At 62.7% G+C, this 20,265-nt stretch carries 12 protein-coding genes and 1 pseudogene; 12 read left to right on the plus strand and 1 reads right to left on the minus strand.

Annotated elements, in window-relative coordinates; genetic code table 11:
• Nucleotides 1-328: 328 nt before the first annotated feature.
• From BMX92_RS28460 to BMX92_RS22515, 12 genes and pseudogenes are all read left to right on the plus strand, one after another.
• A pseudogene (locus BMX92_RS28460) lies at nucleotides 329-1,765 on the plus strand (calcium-binding protein); the annotation flags it as partial.
• Between the two features lie 78 nt (nucleotides 1,766-1,843).
• Nucleotides 1,844-5,101, plus strand: coding sequence for a calcium-binding protein (locus BMX92_RS28135; protein ID WP_305728193.1), 3,258 nt, complete (start codon nucleotides 1,844-1,846; stop codon nucleotides 5,099-5,101).
• A 173-nt stretch (nucleotides 5,102-5,274) separates the two neighbouring features.
• Nucleotides 5,275-8,163, plus strand: coding sequence for a matrixin family metalloprotease (locus BMX92_RS22470; RefSeq protein WP_093020705.1), 2,889 nt, complete (start codon nucleotides 5,275-5,277; stop codon nucleotides 8,161-8,163).
• A gap of 117 nt (nucleotides 8,164-8,280) precedes the next feature.
• Nucleotides 8,281-9,921: a hypothetical protein gene (locus BMX92_RS28325; RefSeq protein ID WP_143066848.1), complete on the plus strand. Its 1,641-nt coding sequence runs from the start codon at nucleotides 8,281-8,283 to the stop codon at nucleotides 9,919-9,921.
• A gap of 77 nt (nucleotides 9,922-9,998) precedes the next feature.
• Entirely contained in the window at nucleotides 9,999-10,814 is an 816-nt protein-coding gene (locus BMX92_RS22480; protein WP_093020709.1) for a phosphotransferase family protein, read from the plus strand.
• Between the two features lie 691 nt (nucleotides 10,815-11,505).
• Nucleotides 11,506-11,856 (plus strand): UrcA family protein, encoded by a 351-nt coding sequence (locus BMX92_RS22485; protein ID WP_093020711.1) that lies wholly within the window; start codon nucleotides 11,506-11,508, stop codon nucleotides 11,854-11,856.
• Nucleotides 11,857-11,983: 127 nt separating this feature from the next.
• A complete protein-coding gene (locus BMX92_RS22490; protein WP_093020713.1) occupies nucleotides 11,984-12,490 on the plus strand; it encodes an RNA polymerase sigma factor in 507 nt (168 codons plus the stop codon).
• 93 nt (nucleotides 12,491-12,583) lie between these two features.
• Entirely contained in the window at nucleotides 12,584-13,543 is a 960-nt protein-coding gene (locus BMX92_RS22495) for a FecR family protein (RefSeq protein WP_093020715.1), read from the plus strand.
• Between the two features lie 333 nt (nucleotides 13,544-13,876).
• A complete protein-coding gene (locus BMX92_RS22500; protein ID WP_218145829.1) occupies nucleotides 13,877-16,411 on the plus strand; it encodes a TonB-dependent receptor in 2,535 nt (844 codons plus the stop codon).
• Between the two features lie 62 nt (nucleotides 16,412-16,473).
• The gene (locus tag BMX92_RS22505; protein WP_093020719.1) at nucleotides 16,474-17,073 is read left to right on the plus strand and encodes a biliverdin-producing heme oxygenase; all 600 of its coding nucleotides are present in this window, start codon (nucleotides 16,474-16,476) and stop codon (nucleotides 17,071-17,073) included.
• Between the two features lie 16 nt (nucleotides 17,074-17,089).
• Nucleotides 17,090-18,100: a DUF6607 family protein gene (locus tag BMX92_RS22510; protein ID WP_093020750.1), complete on the plus strand. Its 1,011-nt coding sequence runs from the start codon at nucleotides 17,090-17,092 to the stop codon at nucleotides 18,098-18,100.
• A gap of 114 nt (nucleotides 18,101-18,214) precedes the next feature.
• Complete coding sequence (locus tag BMX92_RS22515) at nucleotides 18,215-18,904, plus strand: pentapeptide repeat-containing protein (protein ID WP_093020721.1); 690 nt, start codon at nucleotides 18,215-18,217, stop codon at nucleotides 18,902-18,904.
• Here the strand turns inward: BMX92_RS22515 and BMX92_RS22520 are convergent, their stop codons facing one another.
• Nucleotides 18,905-20,161: an MFS transporter gene (locus tag BMX92_RS22520; protein WP_093020723.1), complete on the minus strand. Its 1,257-nt coding sequence runs from the start codon at nucleotides 20,159-20,161 to the stop codon at nucleotides 18,905-18,907.
• Between the last annotated feature and the right edge of the window lie 104 nt (nucleotides 20,162-20,265).

Raw genomic sequence — 20,265 nt, forward strand, 5'->3', positions numbered from 1 at the left:
TCATACCGGCGACGTGCCATCCAACCCTCCAATGCTGGAGAGCCGTGAATCATCTCACTCGCCAAACCGCAATCTATTTATGAGTTTACGGCCTAGGCTGCCGGAAGATGTGTGTGCAAGTGATGGTGAAGCCCATCTCTTCGGCCGCCTCCGATATTTTAAGTGCGTGGGGCGGCTTCTGACACCAAATCTCGCCTAATATGCAATGCGACCAATTGCCTGTTGCTACGCTATTTTTTTCTTGCCGAATCCCCGCCGATATTTAGCATTCGGCATCGGATGGCCTGTGGGAGGCCTTTATTGGGCAGGGCGTGGTCTTTTGCCGCGCATGGGGGAAAGTGTGGCGATTTTTGACGGTGGTTTGGAAGACGATATTTATCTGGGTACAAAATCTTCCGATATAATTAGCGGCAACGGTGGAAATGATGCTCTGGTTGGGGATGAAGGAAGCGACCAGATCGATGGCGGTGATGGCAATGATTTCCTCTATGCCCAGACACTTTCCTTCGATTGGAAAGGGTATAATTTTAGGTGGTTGCCGCCAGTAACCGACGTCGATGCGGTAAAGGACACCCTAAACGGCGGAGATGGAAACGACCATATATCTGCGGGCTATGGCGATGATATCGACGGAGGCGAGGGGTCGGACTATCTGGTCATCAGCTTTCGAGGAGCGTCTTCCGGGATCATTGCTGATTTCAGCACGTTAGAAACCGGTGGCAGTGTCACCGTCGAAGGCGGCACCATCAAAAACGTCGAAATGCTTGAATGGGTGGATGGTAGCGAATTTTCTGACGTAATTACAGGGCAGATCGCGGCCAGCGATGCGCCGATTTACGGGCTGGGTGGAGATGATCACTTGATTGCCGGGGGAACTGGCACGGGCAGGCTATATGGAGGCGATGGAGATGACACGCTCGAATCCGCGTGGAGCATGTTATACGGCGGAAGCGGCAACGATCTGCTGATCGGAGGATATCCTTTCGCCTATGGGGAGGATGGAGACGACGTCATATGGGCGCTTAATGAAGCGTCTGGCGGTGCAGGCGACGATATTATCGGTTTTCTTCGCGATCTGGACGGTTCGGGAAGGCCAGGCATTCTATACGGCGACGATGGCAATGATCGATTAGAAGGTTCGGGCCACATCGATAAGCTTTCCGGCGGAAGCGGATCGGATATTCTCTATGGCAATGGCGGGGACGATATCCTTTACGCCGGTGCAAGTGGCAGCGGTACGGGCGCTTTCGATCCTTCCGATAGTTTGGCTGAGCACGACCAGCTTTTCGGCGGAGATGGCGATGACGTCATGATCATCGGCTATGGCGACGATGCAGACGGTGGTGATGGTACGGATTCCGTTACCGTATATGCGCTAGGGGCAAGTTCCGGCGTATTTATTGATATAGGTGATCCATCTAACGGTCGTATTGGGACCGGAATTATCAGGAATGTCGAAATCATAATCGGTGTTTATGCGAGTGATTTCGATGATGTGATCAAAGTGGACAACGTCGGATCGGATGCTTCCATAAATGGAAAGAAAGGTAACGATATAATCTCTGGACTGTCCCATAGCGTCACTTTTAACGGGAATGAAGGTAACGATATACTAATCGGCAGTGCGCAGGGTGACATGCTGGACGGTGGATCAGGGAATGACATCATATATGGAGGCGGAGGTATCGACCGCATCTCTGGTGGAGATGGTGACGATGTCATCGAAGGTGGATCCGGAACAAATTATATCGGTGGTGGGGCTGGAATAGACACGATATCCTATCGACACTCTACAGGAGCCGTTGTTGTCGATCTTACGCCGCCTGATGGTGCAACGGTAAAGGTGCAGACGCCAGACAGCATAGACTACTTCAGTACGATCGAAAATGTAGTCGGATCACAATATGGCGATAGCATAAAAGGTGATTCCGGAATTAACGTTATATCCGGCGAGGATGGGGATGACACGATCCTGGGCCAGGACGGCGCGGACATACTCTATGGCGACGCGGGTAACGACGTGCTGGGGGGTGGCGTCGGCATCGACACGCTCTATGGCGGGACCGGCAACGACCGTTTGGATGGCGGTGCGGGCGCGGACCGGCTGGTCGGGGGTGTCGGCGACGATATCTATATCGTCGACACGGCGGGCGACGTCATCGTCGAACTGGCGGGCGAAGGAGACGATCATGTCTATAGTTCCGTCAGCTATATATTGTCTTCCCATATCGAGCGGCTGTCCATGACCGGGACGGCGGCAGTCGACGGAACCGGCAATGAACTCGACAATGTCATTGTTGGCAATGCTGCTGCCAATAAACTGACTGGAGGTACTGGTAACGATTATCTGGACGGCCTGGATGGCGACGACCTGCTGGAAGGCGGCGCGGGTAATGACATTCTCATCGGTGGTCGTGGCGGAGACCAGATGATCGGCGGCGCGGGTGATGACCTGTATGTTGTCGATGATATCCGCGACACGGTGAGCGAAGATGCCGATGCGGGGATCGATACTGTGCAGTCGAGCGTCAGCTTCGTGCTGGGCGACAATGTCGAGAATCTGGCGCTGGGCGGCACGGCGGCACTGACCGGCACGGGCAATGCGCTGAACAATGTGATGACCGGCAATTCGGGCGTCAGCACCTTGCTGGGCGGAGATGGCGATGATCATCTGTCGTCGGGTGTCAATGGCAGGGGCATATTGGTCGGTGGTGCCGGATCGGACGTGTTGATCGGCAGCGCGGGTAATGATTCCCTGAACTCCGGACTATCAGGCGTCCGGGATATGGGCACGGAAAAGGATGTGCTGATCGCTGGCGCAGGGGATGACGGCGCTAGTGCGGGTTATGGGGACGATGTCGATGGCGGAGAAGGTTATGACAGCCTTTCCTATAGTTTCGGCGGCGCCAGCGCAGGCATCGATATCCGTAGCAGCGATCTGTTGGGAGCGGGGCCGCACGTCATTGGTGGCGGCACTGTCCAGAATTTCGAAAGGCTTTCGGGCCTGCGCGGCAGTGAATTTGATGATTATATCAATTATGACACCTTCTATATATCGCAACTGGTGATCGAAGCCGGAGCCGGGAACGACACCGTCATCATTACCGGCGATGCGCCCGTCAAGATGCTGGGCGGCGATGGCGATGACAGGCTGGTTGTCGGCTATCAACCGGGCAACCAGTTTGATGGCGGTGCCGGGTCCGACACGATCGATTTCAGACTTTATGGAGAGAAGGTGACTGTCGCCTTGGGCCTGAATGGCGCGAACGGGAATGGCGGCCCTTATCTGACCCAGCTGCTGAACGTGGAGAATGTGATCGGCTCGTCCTATGCGGACGGGATCGTGGGCAATGAACTGGCCAATGACCTGCGGGGCGGGGACGGGGATGACACGATCCTGGGCCAGGATGGCGCCGACAAACTTTATGGCGACGCGGGCAATGATGTGCTGGGCGGTGGCGCTGGCATCGATACGCTCTATGGCGGGACCGGCAACGACCGTCTGGATGGCGGCGCGGGCGCGGACCGGCTGGTCGGGGGTGTGGGCGACGATATCTATATCGTCGACACGGCCGGCGACGTGATCGTCGAACTGGCGGGTGAGGGGAATGACACGGTCGTCGCCAGCGGCAGCTATACGCTGTCGGACCATGTCGAGACGCTGAAGCTGAACGGCACGGTCGGCGCGGCGGACATGCGCGGCAACGGGCAGGACAATCTGATCACGGCGGAAGGGGCGAGCGGATCGTCGGCGCTGGGGATCCGGCTGTTCGGCCTGGGCGGCAATGACATGCTGCTGGGATCGGTTGCGGGCGATGTGCTGGATGGCGGTACGGGCAATGACGTGATGAAGGGCGGCCTGGGCAGCGACCTTTATTATGTCGACAGCGTGGGCGACCAGATCGTCGAAGGGCTGAATGCCGGTGTCGATCATGTGGCGTCGAGCATCAGCTATACGCTGGGCGCCAATGTGGAAGGGCTGACGCTGACCGGGAGCGCGAACCTGAACGGCATCGGCAACGCGCTGAGCAATGCGATCTTCGGCAATGACGGCAATAACTATCTGTCCGGCATGGGCGGGCGGGATACGCTGTACGGCTATGGCGGCAATGACGTGCTGGTGCCGGGCGACGGCAATAATGTGGTCGATGGTGGCGTGGGCTATGACCTGTTGCTGCTGACCGGGGCGAAGGGCAGCTACAGCTATTTGTCGGCGAACGGTTCCATCTATCTGGTGGGCGAAGAAGGCGCCACGAAGATGACCGGCGTGGAATCCGTGCGCTTTGCCGATGGGACGGTGGCGACGGGCGACCTGGCCAGCAGCCTGACGGCGTTCGACGGTCTGCGCTATATTGCGGGCTATAGCGACCTGATGGCGGTGTTCGGCACCAATGCGGCGGCGGGCGTCAGCCATTATGTGAGCAGCGGCTTTGCCGAGGGGCGCGATGCCAAGAGCTTCGATCCGCTCGATTATATTGCAGGCTATAGCGATCTGGCGAGCGCGTTCGGCACCGATGCGCAGGCGGCGACGCGCCATTATATCACGACAGGCGCGAAGGAAGGGCGCAATGACGACCGGTTCGATGCGCTCGACTATCTGGCCTCCTATGCGGACCTGTCAGCGACGCTGGGCGCCGACGAGGAAGCGGGTGCGCGGCATTATCTGACCATCGGCAAGGCGCAGGGACGCAGTGACGATGGCTTTGACGGGCTGCAATATGCGGCGGGCTATGCCGATCTGGCGGCATTGTTCGGCAGCAATGACGATGCGGCGGCACGGCATTATATCCAATATGGCCGGGCCGAAGGGCGCGTGGCGGACAAGTTCGACGGGCTGCGCTATATCGCTTCCAACGCGGACCTGATCGTGTCGATCGGCGACAATGACGACGCGGCGGCGAAACATTATCTGGATCATGGCTTTGCCGAGCACCGGTCGACGACCAGCTTCGACGCGCTGAAATATGCGGCGGCCAATCCGGACCTTGCCGCGGCGTTCGGCAGCGATGTCGAGGCGCTGACCGAACATTATATCGACTTTGGCTATTATGAGCATCGCGCGATCGCACCGGCCGCCGCGATGGTGGAAGTCATCGGGTGATGACAAGCGGGGTGGAAGCAACAGGTTTCCACCCCGTTTCGCTTGTGAAAGTGAATCGGCCTATTTGTTGCCGCTTTATGAAAAGCAATCTGATGCCGGTAAGATGTCAATCCATGAATTGACCGAAATATGAATGGCTTATAGTTTGCTTTCCGGGTCAGTCTGGGGGGTATATGGCGACGGTTTCCGATTATACGGCTATATTGTCCGGTTCATCGATCAACGGCACGACGGGCGTTGGCGCCTTTGTCAGCTATTCCTTTCCCGATGTGGTGCCGGATTATCTCTATACTCTCTATTCGGCTGAGGGACTGGCCACCTATCAGGTCTTCTCCGAGGCGGAAAAGGCGGCCGCACGGGCGGCGCTGGACCTGTGGGCCAAGGTTTCCGGCCTGACCTTTTTCGAGGTTGCGCCGGGCGAAGGCGACATCAAGTTCATGAATTACGACCTGTCGGCGCTGGACAGCAATGCGGCCGGTTTCGCTTATTATCCGATGAGCGGTTATGATGGGTTCGAAGCCGCCAGCGATGTCTTCATCCACAAGGGTGGGGCCAGCAACATGCATCTGTTGCTGCATGAAATCGGCCATGCGCTGGGCCTGAAACATTCGTTCGACGGCGATCCGGCGCTGGCGACGGCAGTAGATAATTATGCAAATACAGTAATGAGTTATACCAGTGGCGGCACCGCTGGTGACGTACTGGGCACGCTGGACATACCTGCGATCCGCTATCTCTATGGCAATGAAAGCAAGGATGGGTCGCAGGTTGCCAGCTGGAACTGGAATGCGGCGACGCGGACCCTGACGCAGACCGGTGCGGCCGGAGCGGATGCCATTTACGGTATTGGCGGCGCGGACATCATCAATGGTGGCGATGGCGACGACGAGATACTCGGTCGCGACGGCGCGGACCAGTTGAATGGCGGGGCGGGCAACGACACGCTGAGCGGCGGTCGTGGGACCGACATGCTTTATGGCGGCGCTGGCAACGACCAGATGTTCGACGGCACGGGCGATGACAGGCTGGACGGTGGCGACGGCGATGACCAGCTCTATCTGTCGGAGAGCAATCGCGGGAGCCTGTTGGGCGGAGCGGGCAATGACAGCCTGCATTTCGGCCTGTCCGGCACAATCGGGCTGGCGACCATCGATGGGGGTGAGGGCAGCGATTCGCTCGTCTACGACATCGGCGATATCAAGGTCGATCTGGCCGTTTCGGCGCTGAAGACAAGCGGGATCGAGACGCTGTATCTTTCCGCAGGCAGTGGCAATGACGTGTTGCGGAACGACAGCCAGATGGACTTCGTCAGTCTGCAGGGGATGGGCGGGGACGATATCCTCCATGCCGGATCGTCCAGAGGCAATCTGATGGGCGGAGACGGCAATGACTGGCTGATCGCGGGCAGCGGTTTCAGCTTCCTCTATGGCGGGGCGGGTGCCGACCGGTTCATTTTCAACAGCGCGGCGGATTCCGGTTCGACCTTCGACCAGATCGAGGATTTCCAGACGGGTGTCGACCTGATCGACATTGGCGCGATGGCGCCGACCAATGTGCGCATCGTCAATTATAGTTTCGGCAATTATATCTATGCCGACACCAGCGCGGGGCAGTTCACGCTGTTCGTGCGGGCGGCGGTATCCCTGTCCGATATCGATGCCGTGCAAAAGGATTTCGGCGGCACCAATGGCAATGACGTGCTGACGGGGAACAGCGCGAACAACAGCATGTACGGTTATGCCGGGAACGACCAGATGGCCGGGCTGGGCGGCAATGATTATCTGGATGGCGGTGCCGGGGCGGACTATATGGCCGGGGGGCTGGGCGACGATATCTATATCGTCGACAATGTCGGTGACCGGGTGGTGGAACTGGCCGGTGGCGGCACGGACCATGTGCAGGCCAGCCTGTCCTATGCGCTGGGCGCCAATGTCGAACGGCTGACCTTGCTGGGCACGGACAATATCGCGGGCACGGGCAACAGATTGTCGAACGTGATCACCGGCAATGGCGGCAACAATGTTCTGGCCGGGCAACTGGGCCATGACATACTGAACGGCATGGCCGGTAATGACGTGCTGATCCCGGATGCTGGCAACAATAGCGTCGATGGCGGTGCGGGGAACGACCTGCTGCTGCTGACGGGCGTGAAGAGCAGCTATAATGTTCTGGAAGCGAACGGCTTCCTCTATCTGGTGGGTGAGGAAGGCGCGACCCGGATGACCGGGGTGGAGACGGTGCGCTTTGCCGACGGGACGCTGACGACGGCGCAGTTGAAGACCAGCCTGGCCGGGTTTGACGGGCTGCGCTATGCGGCAAGCTATAGCGATCTGGCGGCGGCGTTCGGGACGAATGCGCAGGCCGCGACCAATCATTATATCAGCACCGGCTTTGCCGAGGGACGCGACGCCAAGGCGTTCGATCCTTATGACTATATTGCCGGATATACGGACCTGATGGCGGCCTTTGGCGCCAACGGCGCCGCGGCGACCCGCCATTATCTGACCACCGGACGGTTCGAGGGGCGGACCGACGAGCGGTTCAGCGGGCTGGATTATGCCGCGTCCTACAAGGATCTGGCTATATTCTACGGATCGGATGAGGAAGCGGCGGCGAAACATTATATTCGCACGGGTCGCTATGAAGGGCGGAATGACGACGGGTTCAATGCCCTGCAATATGCGGCGTCCTACAAGGATCTGGCCGGGTTGTTCGGGACGGACGTGGACGCGGCGACGCGCCATTATCTCCAGTTCGGGCGCGCCGAAGGGCGGGTGGCGGACAAGTTCGACAGTCTGCGCTATATCGCGTCCAACAGCGACCTGATCGTGGCGATCGGCAGCAATGATGATGGTGGGGCAGCGCATTATCTGCGGACGGGCTTTGCCGAAAATCGGCCGATGACCAGTTTCGATGCGCTGAAATATGCGGCGGCCAACCGGGATCTGGCGGCGGCCTTCGGTACGAATGTCGAGGCGCTGACCGAACATTATATCGACTATGGCTATTATGAGCATCGCCAGATCGCGCCGGCAGCGGCGATGATGGAGGTGATCGGCTAGGGCGCTTTTCTCCTTCTTTCCGTCCCTGACGGTCGCATGAACGATCTGGCCAAGGATCGTTCATGCCCGCTGGTGCATTGTGCCGGGGTGTTGGGGGATTGGTGAAGGAGACATGCCATGACCCGAATCCTTTTGCGCCGAACCTTTTTGCCCCGAACCTTTTCGCACGGTGCGCCCGGCATGGGCCTGTTGTCGCTGGCCCTGTTGCTGAGCGCGTGCGGCGAGGAGAAGCCGGACAAAAGCTTTTCCCTGACCGATCAGGCCTGGACCGATGCGCTGTCCAATCAGGGCGCGTTGCCGCCGCTGCCAGAGGCGCAGCCGATGGATGTCGCGGACGCAGGCGCACCGGCGGTTGCCCCTGCGGCGGACCGGCTGCCGGCGGCAGCGCCGATCCGCTATGCGCAGGCGCAGGGCGACGATTATGCCTGGATCGACCGGGCGGACCAGTTTTCCGACATGTTGGGCGATGCGCCGCCGGATTATGGCTTTGCCTATGATCAGGGGGTGACGCCCTGGGCCTGGGAAAGCGGCGATGACTATGTGCGCTATGCCGAGCCGGTCGATGGCGGATATCGCTATTATTATTATGAGCCGGGCGGGAGCAGCCCCTATCTGGTCCGTGATCCGTGGAACAGTTACGGCTATCGCGACGACCGTCTGGTGGCGGTCTATGATCGGGGCGGGCGGATAATCTCTGGCGCGGAGGCGCGTCGGCGGGATGCCTATGCGGCGCGCTATTATGCCAGGGCGACGGACATGCGCCGGGCGGCGCGGGCGCATGAGCGGCAGCGGATCGAGGCGCGACAATGGGCTGACCGGCGCGCGGCGATCCGGCAGGATCGGGAACGCTGGGCGCAGGCGCGGCAGGATCAGGCGCAATGGCGCGCCTATCGCGCGCGGCAGGATGATCGGGCGCGGTCGCATTGGGCCGCCGAGCGTAGGGCGCGCGAAGGGGCGGCGACACGCTTTGCCAGTTGGCAGCGGGATGATTTTCGGGGTGCGCCGCCGCGTTTCTATGAAGCGCAGCGCCAGGCGGCGGTCGCGCGCCAGCAGCGGGCGGAGCGAGCGCAACGCGCGGCATTGGTCCAGCGGGAGGCGGCGCAGCGGGCCGACATCCGGCGGGCGCAGGCGCAGCAGCAGCGGATCGCCGATCGCCGGATGGACGCGGTGGAGCGGCGGCAGGCGCAGGTCGAGCGGGCGCAGGCCGATCGGGTCCGGGCGGATCGCATGCGGGCAGAGCAGGCGCGTGCGTCGCAGCGTCGCGAACAGGTGCAGCAGCAGGCGCAACGCCAGCAGCAGGTGAGGGACCGTCGCGCGCAACAGCAGGCGGAACGGCAGCAACAGGCGCAACAGGTTCGCGCCCAGCGCGCGTCGGCGGAGCGGCAGCGTCAGGCGCAGGCGTCCCGACGTCAGGCGGCCGCGCAGCGAAACCAGCACCAAGCGCAGCGTCAACAACAGGCGCAGCGTCAACGGGAGGCCCGGCAACAACAGGCCGTCCGTCAGCAACAGGCACAGGCGCAACAGCAACAGCGGGCGCAGCAGCAGGCACAGGCACAAGCCGAACGCGCTCGCGCCCAGCAGGTCCAGCGCCAGCAACAGGCGCAACAGCAGCAGGTGCAACGTCAACAGCAGGCGCAGCAGCGGTCAGCGGAACGTCAGGCGCAGGCCCAGCAGCGCGCTGTGGCGCGACAGGCGGAGCGGGCGCAGCGCATGGCGCGGGCCGATGGCCCCGGTCGCCCACGGCGCGACGAAAATTGACCGCAACCGCGCTGTCCCGATGGGATCGGACGCAAAGAGGCTGGTCAATCGATCACGGGTCGGGCAGAGGCGCGGAGATGACGCTGCCCGATCCCGCCCATTTTGTTGCCGCCGGGCAGAGCGCCGAAGTCTTTCGCCTGGGACAGGGCCAGGTGCTCAAACTGTTCCATGAGGGCGTGGACGCGGGGATCGTGGAGCGCGAATATCGGCTGGTGCAGACCGTGCAGGCGACGGGCCTGCCGGTGGCCCATGCGCTGGAACTGCGCACGGTCGGCGGGCGGCGCGGGATCGTCTATACCGAAATGGAGGGGCCGGACCTGCTGGCCTATCTGAAGCGGCGACCCTATCGCTGGCGCTGGGCGCTGGCTGAAATGGCGCGCTTGCAGGAGGAGATACAGGCGCAGCATCTGCCCCTGTTGCGCAGTCGCAAGGCGTTGCTGGTCGAGGATATCGAAGGCGCGCCGATCGGCGAGACGCTGCGCATGGCGGCGATCGAACGGCTGGACCAGCTGGTGGAGGGCGATCGCCTTTCGCATGGCGACCTGCATCCCGCCAATCTGATCGTGACGCGGCAGGGGCTGGCGGTGATCGACTGGTCGCGGGCGGCGCGGGGGGCGACGCCGACCGATGTGGTGCGCAGCGAGATGCTGATGCGCTTCGGACCGGGACAGGCGGGCAGATGGTGGGAAGAGCGGGTGCGCGACGGCGCGGCGACCCGCTATGTCGATGCCTATTGCCAGCGGACCGACATGGCGCCGGAAGCGCTGGCGGCATGGCGGCCGCTGGTGGCGCTCGCGTGGATGCGGCACCGGGGTTCGGCGCGGGATGCGGCGTTCGAAACCTATGTGGAAGCGGCGCTGGGCGCTGCGGGATTACCGTCGCTGCGGGATTAGGGGCGGCTCCGTCTTCAATCTGTGCCATTCGGCTTCGCCTGCGGCTCTGCCGGGCCCTTCGACTTCGCTCAGGGCGAACGGGTGGAGAGGTGATCCCATCCCAATGTCGTTGGTGGATGGGGGAGCGCGGTTCGTCCCCCGGGGATGCCGCCCGGCGGAAGCGGGCGGTTGATCATCGAAGCGGTGCAGTGCTGGTCGGTCGTCGCGCTATGGTGAGGCCATGGAAGCGGAAGGCCAGGGGCCATCCGTTAAGGGACGGTTCACCGCCAATGGCGTCGTTTCTATCCTGACAGTTTATCCAGATCCGGAGTGCCCGACAGCGCCTGGATACGCCCCCGGCCTTCCCTTGCGCCGGGGGCGTTTTCGTTTTCTTGCCCCTCTGCACGATTCGATGCTTTCCGTTACGGAATATTGTGTTTGGTGCGCGCCGCATGTCGTTCGTGATGTCGTTCGTCGCGCTGTTCGTCCGTCCGGATTTGCGCTTCGTCGTCCGGTCGGTCGTTGGCCGAGCGGGATTGCCATCGGTCGAACCGGGCGGGCGCCGGGTGGGCGAGGGGCCTAAACAAAATGGGCGAACGGGACAGGCGCCGCTCCCTTGATGACCCAGGCTCCGCCCGTTCGCACCCGGCGCTTCGTGCAGCCCCCCTTTTGACGGGACGCCGGACCCCACAGGTTTTGAGGAGATAGGCCCATGTTCACATCCACCAAATTCGCCGCCGTCCTGATGTCCGCCACCCTGCTGGCCAGCGCCGGCGCGGCATCCGCTCAGGAATTCCAGTCCAATGGCCGCACCAGTGCCGTCTATCATGGCGATCTGGACCTGAGCCAGACGGACCAGCAGGCGCAACTGCGCAAGCGGATCGTCCGCGCCGCCAATCGGGTTTGCGCGTCCAATGATCTGTCGGCGCAGATGGCCTGCCGCGCCAAGGCGATCGCCCATGTCGAACCGCGCATGAGCGCCGCCATCGCGCGTGCCGACAGCAAGGAACGCTATGCCGATGCCGGCGCGACCAAGGAGGTCCGCCCGGTCGTGGGCAACTGACCGGCGGCGATGATGCAGAAAGTGCGACAAAGGCCCGGCGATCTGCCGGGCCTTTGCCGTGCGTGGGTTGGCGCGTAAATCTGAAAGCTGATATTGCGAATGGATCGCAATCTGCTAAGGGCGGATCATGTCGTCCAACGCTGCCGACCTGTCAGATATGCTGATCGTCGAACGGGCGTCGATCATCCGGCGCCTTGCGCGGATCGTGGGTAGCGAGCCGGCGGCCGAGGATGTGGCGCAGAGCCTGTATCTGCGCGTGCAGCGGATAGACGATAGCGTCGCGATCGCGAACAAGCGGTCTTTCCTGTTCAGGCTGGCGTCCAATCTGGCGATCGACCATGTTCGCACCGAAGGCACGCGGGCCAGAATACAGGCGGAGGCCGAAGCCTTTCTATGGGCCGATTTCGAGCAGCCCAGCCCCGAGGAGATCGTGGCGGCTGAGGCGGAGTTGCAGCAGGTACTGGCCGCCGCGCGTACGCTACCCGAACCCATGCGCAGCATCTTTCGTATGCACCGTTTCGATGGCTTGCGGCAAAGCGACGTTGCGGCACGGCTGGGCGTGTCGGTGACGACGGTCGAAAAACATGTCCGCCGCGCGCTCGACATATTGCGGGCGGCACGGGACAGGACATAGTTGCGATTTTTTGCGGAGGCGGGTTAGGGCGCGCCGGTCGACAAACGTCTCAAAGGCGATAGCGCCGTGGGACCGGGCCGAGGGGAAGCGCCGATGAACAGCAATCATGTCGATGCGTCGATCGACGAAGCGGCCGCCCTGTGGGTGGTCCGGCTGGCGTCCGGCGAGATGGACGCGGCGGAGATGGCGCGGTTCAGGGACTGGCATGGCCTGTCCGACGCGCATCGTGGCGTCTTCGATCGGGAACGGCGGTTGTGGCAGAGTCTGGACGGCCAGCGGGCGGCTTTTGTCAGCGCCACGCCTGCGCCACGGCGCAGGGGACGGCGCTGGACTATGGTGGCGCGGCCCCGTGTGTGGCTGGCGGCCGGGGCGGTGGCGGCGACTTTGGCCTTTCTGGCGCCGGGCATGATGATCCGCCTGCGGGCCGATGAAATGGCGGGCAGGGGCGAGGTGCGCACGGTCGCGTTGACGGATGGTTCGACGGCGATGCTGGATAGCGATGCGGCCATCGCCATCCATTATGACGGGCAGGAACGGCGCATCGACCTGTTGCAGGGGAAGGCCTGGTTCGATGTGAAACATGGCGACCAGCGGCCGTTCCGGGTGGCGGCATCGGGCGGCGTGACGCAGGATATCGGCACCGCCTTCGAGGTCGATCGGGGCGCGGCGGGCGTCAATGTGAATGTGACGCAGGGGGCGGTGCGCGTGCGGGGGACCGCTTCGGGACCGGGCATGTTGTTGGGCATGGCGGAGCGGGCGCGTTATGGCGATGACGGTAGGCTTGTCCGGCTGAAGCCCGGCATGGTGAGCAGCATGGCGGCCTGGCGTCGGGGGCTGATCGTGCTGGATGGCCGGTCGGTGGAGGAGGCGATAGAAGAGATCGGGCGCTATCGCCCCGGTTATACGCTGACCTTTGCCGACCTGTCGGCTGCGCCGCGGATCAGCGGTATCTTTCGCATCGACGCGCCGGATGAGGCGCTGCGCAGCGTAGCGCAGATGGCCGGATTGCAGGTCATGACGCTGCCGGGCGACATGATGGTGCTGCGGCGTTGAGCGTGAGTTGCGAACCTTAAGTGAAACCCGTTCGGGCTGAGCCTGTCGAAGCCCCTTGCTTGTCTCAAGAAAAGAACGGCGCCCTTCGACTGCCCGCCTGCGGCAGGCGCTCAGGACAGGCTTCGACAGGCTCAGGGCGAACGTAAACGGGACTGACTCCGATTTTTGCGCATGAATGCGCTTAAATGAGGGGCGCGCGCAAAAAAATTCGCGACAGGGGTTAGGGCAAGCCGATCCGCATCCGTCTTAAGACGACTTTTTGCTAATGCGAGCATTGTGCAACAAGCGTCGGGCGTGGCATGGTGCAGCGCCTTGGAGCGAATGGGGTTTGGCATGGCCAGCGCGGCACGACGTGGAATTTTGACCGGAGCAGCGCTGCGCGCGCTCCTTATGGCCGGCAGCGCCGGGCTATCGATCGCGGCGGTCGCGACGCCTGCTTTGGCGCAGGCGACACCGGCCGCGCGCAGCTTTCAGGTCGAGGCGCAGCCGCTGTTGAACGCGATGCTGCAATTTACCGAACAGTCGGGCATTCAGGTCGGCTATTCGGCATCGATCGGGGCGGGCATCCAGTCGCCGGGCGTGTCAGGCAAGCTGGCGCCGACGCAGGCGCTGTCGCGGCTGCTGTCCGGCACGGGCCTGACCTATCGCTTTACCGGACCCAATACGGTCACGCTGGAGCAGGGCGGCAATAGCGGCGGCACCGACACGCAGGGCGTCGGTGCTGCGGCCACGACCGGGCAGGGCAGCGGTGAGACGGCATCACGGGCGGTGCCGCTGGGGTCCGTGCGGGTCGAGGCGGATGCGATCGAGGTGCCCACCAATCTGGATCGCAACGCGGCCGGCAAGTCGCCGCTGCTGTCGACCAGCACCGGCGCGGCGACGCTGCGTGGGCGGATGGTCGACAGCATCGCCGACTATGCCCGCCGGGTCGACGCCGGGGTCAATTTCAACAGCAATAATTTCAGCATCAATATTCGCGGTCTGGATTCCAACCGGGTGCTGACGACGCTGGACGGCATTCGCCTGCCCTGGCTGTCCGATGGCGCGCGCGGTGTGCAGGGGGGCGTGGCGTCCTTCGACTTTAACTCCCTGTCGGTCATCGATGTGGTGAAGAGCAGCGACGCCAGCTATTTCGGGCAAGGTGCGCTGGGCGGGGTGTTCGCCGCGCGCACGCTGGACCCCGAAGACCTGCTGGTCGATGGCAAGACGCAGGCGGCGCTGGGCAAGGCGACCTATGACAGCGCGAGCGACAGCATCTACCTCAATCAGGCGGCGGCTTTCCGCACCGGCAATATGATGGTCCTGATTCAGGGCGGATATCAGAACGGCCATGAAACCGAAAATCAGGGCAAGACCTATGGCAGCGGTTCGACCCGCACCGCGCAGAACCCGGCCGATTATGATCAGGAAAATCTGCTGGTCAAAGTGCACCAATATCTGGGCGGCGGGCATCGCATCGGCCTGACCGGTGAAGTCTTCAAGCGCAGCTATGACGAGAATACGCTGACCAGCGTGACGTCGACCTATCCGAGCTATGGCACGCTGGAGCAGAATAAGCGCAAGCGGGTGGCCGGCACCTATGACTATATGTCCGAAGGCGACGGGTTCATCCGGGAGGCGCATCTGGTCGGTTACTGGCAGCGGCTGAACCTGCGCACCTATACGCAGGCGACCCGTACCACGGCGCCGATCGGTCAATATGACCGCGACAGCGATTTGCAGGATGAATCCTACGGCCTGAACGGGTCGATCGTCGCGGCCGCCACGACTGGCGCGCTGGAGCATGCGATCAGCCTGGGCGGCGAAGTCTATGCCACCAAGACCAGCCAATATGCATCCGGTGTCGATAACTGCACGGCCGCCATCTATAGTTGCAGCTTCCTGCATGTGAACCAGTCCGACATGCCCGATGTCGACGGCACGGACATCGGCCTGTTCGTGCAGGACCGGATCAGCTTTGGCGCGTTCCACCTGACGCCGGGCCTGCGGTTCGATTCCTACCGCCGCACGCCGCAGGAAACCGCGACCTATACCGTCAATGCCGCCTATGAAGGCCTGCCGGACAAGTCGCGCGATTCCAAATTCTCGCCCAAGCTGATGGCCGAATGGGATGTGCTGCCGAACCTGACGCTGTACGGCCAATGGTCGCAGGCTTTCCGGGCGCCATCGGCCACGGAACTCTATCTGACCTATGGTGGCCCCTCCAGCTATGTCAGCATCGGCAATCCCGATCTGAAGCCGGAAACCAGCAATGGCTATGAAGTCGGGCTGAAATTCGGCGACAAGGACAATGGCGCGAAGATCGCCGTCTACGACAATTATTATCGCAACTTCATCGACTCGATCACGACCACGGCGGCGGCGGTGGGCCTGACGGGTGCCTATCCGTTCGGCGTATTCCGTTATGTGAACCGCGCGCATGTCCGCATCTATGGGGCGGAAGCGAGCGCCCAATGGTCGCTGACGCCCAACTGGCGGATGTGGGGATCGGTCGCCTATGCCCATGGCAAGGATACGGACGAGGATACATATCTCAATTCCGTCCCGCCGCTGCGCGGCATAGTGGGCGTGGGCTATCGGCAGGAGCGCTTCGGCGCCGATCTGTCCGCCACCGTTGCCGCCAAGCGCGACAAGGTGGAGACTATGAGTTCCTCGCTCAACAAGACGCCGGGCTATGGCATTGTCGACTTTACCGGCTGGGTGAAGCCGGGCCTGTTCGAGGGGCTGCGGCTTCAGGGCGGCGTCTATAATATCCTCGACAAGACCTATTATAACGCGCTCGACATCCCCGACAGCGGCAGCATCTCGCAGCTTTATTACAGCCAGCCGGGCCGCACCTACAAGGCGTCGGTCATCCTGTCCTTCTGACAATTTTCCAAAGGGAGAAGGGCGGTCCGAGCCGCCCTCTTCCGCCATCTAGGGTATAGAGTATGAATCCAGTGCAGCCAGAACAGGGTGAACCGGGCCGGGCCAAAAGGCTGAAGGCGGCGACCCATGGGACGCATGACCGGCTCGACCGGTCGATCATGGAAGCGGCATCCTTCGCCACGATCGAGGGCTATCGGCGCTTTGCCGAGATCCAATATCATCTGCATCATGCGGTCGCGCCGCTCTATGCCGACGCGCGGTTGCAGGCGCTGTTGCCGGGGCTTGAAGGCCGGCAGCGGCTGGTGCTGATTTCGGCTGACCTTGCCGATGTGGGGATCGCCATTCCGGCAGTTGATGATGCGTCCGGGCCGGACGGGGATGTCGCGACGGGGCTTGGCTGGCTCTATGTCGTGGAAGGATCGAATATGGGGGCGGCGTTGCTGCGCAAGGAAGCGGCAAAGATCGGCCTGTCGGACGATTATGGCGCCCGCCACCTTGCTCCGGCCGAGGCCGGGCCGGCCCCGCACTGGCGCGCCTTTACCGCTGCGTTGGATGCCATCGTGCTGGACCCGGAGGAGGAGGCGCGCGTCGTGGCCGGCGCCAACGCTGCCTTCGCCCATGTTCAGGCGCTGGTCGATGCCCGCCTGTCTGCTGCTCTTTAAACGAATGGAATTTGCGATGAAGTCCCTGATCAAATCCATCCTGCTGGCCACCGCGATCAGTGCGGCCGTGCCTGTGCTGGCCGATGGCCCTGTTGCAGCCCCCTCCGCCGCAGCGAAGGCGCAGGCTTTCGACGCCGACCGGGCGTCGATCCTGGCGATGGCGGGCAATTTCAAGGTGAAGTTCGACATGCGCGAAACCACGCCATGGCGCGCCGACTATACGCCGATCCCGGACAAGGTTTCGGGCGGGCATGAAGCGGTGCGGGTGGTCGAGGACAGCGGTCGCCGCATCATCCTGCAACATCTGCTGGTCGTCGATGACGGCAGCGGCAAGCCGATGGTGATCAAGCATTGGCGGCAGGACTGGATCTATGAGCCCGAAACCGTGCTGGTCTATGCCGGCAAGGGACGCTGGAAGCTGGACCCGGTGCCCGCTGGCCTGCGCGCTGGCCGCTGGTCGCAGACGGTGTACCAGACCGACGATTCCCCGCGCTATGGCGGATGGGGCCAGTGGACCGAAGAGGGCGGCGTGCGCCGGTGGCGCAGCAACTGGACCTTGCGCCCGCTCGCCCGCCGGGATGCGGTGCGCCATCCGGCCTATGATCGCTATCTGTCGATCAACCGCCATTCGCCTTCGCCAGCGGGCTGGATCCACTGGCAGGATAATATCAAGATGGGACCGGAACCCGGTGCTGAACCGGGCAGCAGCGGCAAGGGTGAGAAGATCGTGCCGTTCGTGCAGGAATCGGTGCTGAACAGCTATAGCCGCGACACCGCATTCGATGCGGCGCCGGCCGATGCCTATTGGTCTGCGACGAAGGACTATTGGGCGGCGATCCGTGCGGGATGGGACGATGTCATCGCGCGTAACGGCGGCGTGGCCGTGACCGAGGTCGCCGAAACCGGATCGGCGGCGGCCGAGCGGCTGATGGGGCTGGCCGACGACATACAGGCGAAGAAGCTGAGCATCACGGACGCGAAGAAGCGCGGGTTGGCGGTGATCGCCGAGGTTGCCGGGAAGCCATGAAAAAGCTGTGGCGGGCGGCCTTTCATATGGGCCGCCCGCTGCGTGGATTAAGCCGAATCGGCGTGCCCTGATATTCATCATGGCCTTTCACCCCGATTGAGATAAGGCATTCCAATGGACGAAGTATCGGCAGGACATGCACTGACCGGGCAGAGCGTGACGCGGCAGATGGCGCAGGATCATCTGGCGCTGGGACCGGCGCTGTTTGTCGAATGCGATTTCGAGCAGGCAGACATGTCGCATCTCGATTTTTCAGGGGCGCGGTTCGAGCGGTGCAATTTGCGGCAGGCGGATTTTGCCTCCGCAAACCTGACCGGGGCGTCCTGGCATGGCTGTCGTGGTGCGTTCGCATCGTTCCGGGGCGCGGCGTTGCAGGAAAGCATGCTGGTCAGTTGCGATTTCAACAACGCCAATTTGCGGCAGGCGAAGATGACGTCGGCGCGCTTTACGGGTTGCAAGCTGACGGGCGCGGACTTTTCCGGCGCGAGCGCGATCGAATTTCATCTGGAAGAAACGCTGCTGATCAACAGCAAGATGCCCGGCCTGTCGTTTCGAAAGGCGACGCTGCGTAAGGTCGATCTGGCGTCGGCCGATTTGCGCAATTGCGATTTCCGGATGGCAGTATTCGAGGAGTCCAGCCTGCGGGACGCCTATCTTCAGGGTGCGCGTTTTGATGGCGCGGACCTGCGTGGGGCCGATCTGGGCGGCATAAGGCTGGAGGATGCCCGGCCGTTTCGCGGCGCGACGATCTCGCGCGAGCAGGCCGGGCAGTTGCTGAGCGGGTTGGGCCTGAAGGTCCGGTGACTATCTGGACCGGCGTACCGGGCAGATAGCGATCGCGCCGAGCAGGGCGAACAGGCAGCCGACGAAATAGATGGCGGCATAATCATTGCCCTGCGCGCTGCCGATGGCGAGGATGATCGGTGCGATCGCGGGGGCGAGCGACTGGGGCAGGCTGTTGGCGATCTGGAACACGCCCATATCCTTGGCGCTGTCCTCCGGCCGGGGCAGGATGGCGGCGAGCAGGGCGAGATCGACCGCGAAATAAAGGCCCTTGCCGATCCCCGCCATGGCCACGCCGACCAGGAATTGCGGCACGGACGGGGCCAGCGCGATCGTCAGGAAACCGGCCCCCTCCAGCGCGGCGGCGAGGAAGACGAGCGGCTTGCGCCGGCCGGTCCAGTCGGTGATGAAGCCGCCGACCAGCGATATGGCGATGGTGGCGGTGGCGATGATCGCCATCGATTTCACCATCACCTGCGTTGCGTCGGACTTGGGCAAGGCCAACTGATCGGTCAGGAAGAAGAGCTGGTAAGTCAGCAGGAACGACCAGGCCATCATGATGAGGAAGCGGCTGCCGAAAGCCCAGCTAAAGTCCCAGTCGCGGAAGGGGGCGCCGATCGCGCGCAGCATCGCGATGGGGCCGAGGCGGCGGTCATCGCTGCTGTCGGCCGGGCGATCGGGCAGGATCAGGCAGAGGATGGTGATGCTGACCACGGTGATCGCGAAGGGGGCGAGGAACATCAGCAGCGACGACCCCTGCGTATATTGGGTGATCCAGCTGCCCGCGAAGGTGCCCATGGTCGATGTCATGCCCAGCATGCCGGCAACACGCCCCTGCCAGCGGACGGGGATGATGTCGGGCAGGATCGGCAGGCAACCGGCCTGCATGGCATTGAAGCCGGCCTGACAGATGATCCAGCCCACACCCAGCAGCGGCAGGTTGGGGGCCAGGCCGAGCAGCAGCAGGCCCGCGCCCGCGACGACCAATCCGCCCAGTAGCCAGGGCCGGCGGCGGCCGAAGCGGCTGCGCGTCCGATCCGACAGGGCGCCGCAGACCGGCGTCGCGACCAGCGCGACGAAACCGCCGATCGCCAGGATGACGCCCAGCCATCGTCCCTTTTCCGCCTCGCTCGCAATCTCGCCGACGCGCAGCGCCAGCGTCATCACCACCGGCGTCAGCAGCGCGACCCAGATGCCGAACTGCGCCAGCACATAGATGGCGACGAAGCCCAGCGACACGGCGGGGCGAGTGGTTTCCGGCGAAGGAGATGCGGTCATCGACGCGAACTTTCAAAGCGGGACGAGAAAGAGGGTATCAGCCCTTTTTCCGTCATTGCGAGCGTAGCGAAGCAATCCATGTTGCGCTGCGTGGATTGCCGCGC

Source organism: Sphingobium sp. YR768 (assembly GCF_900111125.1).
GTDB lineage: Bacteria > Pseudomonadota > Alphaproteobacteria > Sphingomonadales > Sphingomonadaceae > Sphingobium.